This is a genomic window from Vibrio sp. 10N.222.46.A1 (assembly GCF_041473595.1).
GTDB lineage: Bacteria > Pseudomonadota > Gammaproteobacteria > Enterobacterales > Vibrionaceae > Vibrio > Vibrio tasmaniensis_A.
In genome coordinates, this window is the sequence record NZ_JBFRSN010001645.1 from 1 (window position 1) to 1,247 (window position 1,247).

At 38.2% G+C, this 1,247-nt stretch carries 1 protein-coding gene; it reads right to left on the reverse strand.

The window, feature by feature from the left end; translation table 11 throughout:
- Positions 1-121: 121 nt before the first annotated feature.
- Positions 122-961 (reverse strand): fatty acid metabolism transcriptional regulator FadR, encoded by an 840-nt coding sequence (gene fadR, locus AB4496_RS28630; RefSeq protein ID WP_009848622.1) that lies wholly within the window; start codon positions 959-961, stop codon positions 122-124.
- Between the last annotated feature and the right edge of the window lie 286 nt (positions 962-1,247).

The window sequence follows — 1,247 nt, forward strand, 5'->3', positions numbered from 1 at the left end:
CTCACCAACTATCAATAAATAAAAAGCGGCGAGATAATTTGATTATCTCGCCGCTTTTTCGTTTTCTTTACGTCGTTTACTCAATAAGTAAAACAACCGAACAGTAGTTTAATGAAAAGACTTAGCTGTCGTCTTCAGTAAAGTTTGTCGGTAACGTTGTCTTCATCTCGTTCCAAATCTGTGCGCTTGCGATACCGTAGTTACGAATCACAAGTGGCAAATTCTCACGCTCACCGCTTTCACAAATAACAAACAAGTTTTTGTAGAACTCCATGGCTAAACGACGAGCTTCTGGGTTAGAGAAGTAGTAGCTACCAACACGGTCGTACAATTTTCGAACACCATTAAAGATCAGGCCATAAATTTGGTTACCTGAATGGAATGCTAAACGTTGGAAAAGCATGTAATCGTAGAAGTTAAAAGTTTTAGCAATTAAGATCGTTTGACGCTTCGCTTCATCTTTTTCTACGTCTTCTTTCACCGATTGTTTGATCTTGTCAGCATATGGCGACGATTCTAAGAATTCATCCCAAGTAGGTGCCGCAAGTAAAGATTCACAAGATTCAATTACGTTAGTAATCGTACGCTCTGAAGCCTCTTTATTTGCTTTGAATGCATAACGCATAAAGATAGGGCTGATATTAGTACGAGCAGCAAGCAGGTCTTCTACCATTTTACTTGCGTTATCAACGTCCAACGTCATTAATGTATCAAGGATATGAAGACCTGACGTTTCCATAAACTGATTAACTTTAGTTGGCTTACCGTGTTGGATTGTCAACCAACCATCACGAGCAAGACGCTGAAGTACTTCACGAAGCGTAGTACGTGTAACACCAATCAGCTCAGAAAGCTCACGCTCTGCGGGCAAGATAGAACCTGGAGCGAAACGGCCATTCCAAATACTTTCAATGATATACTTTTCTGCAAATCCTGCCGGGCTCTTTGCCTTAATGACCATCTACACTTCAATCCAATTTAATTATTTTGTTCTAATTTACTCATCATACCACTAGTTAACACCCTGCGGAAATACCCCCAAAAAATTTTACGCACTCAAAACCCAAGTAGAGTTAAAACTCTAAAGTTCAGCACACGTTTGCACTCAAGGTTTGGATAGCAAGCGACTACAAATCATCATTTAAACAAACCATTAACACAACAAATTCTTTTTAAAATCAATGAGATTGGTCATATTTTTAAATCTATTAATTTGCAATGTTAAGTTGTAATAATCATATATAATC

Coding starts and splice junctions, on each gene's coding strand:
- fadR (WP_009848622.1), bottom strand. CDS start 961: ATGGTCATTAAGGCAAAGAGCCCGGCAGGATTTGCAGAAAAGTATATC.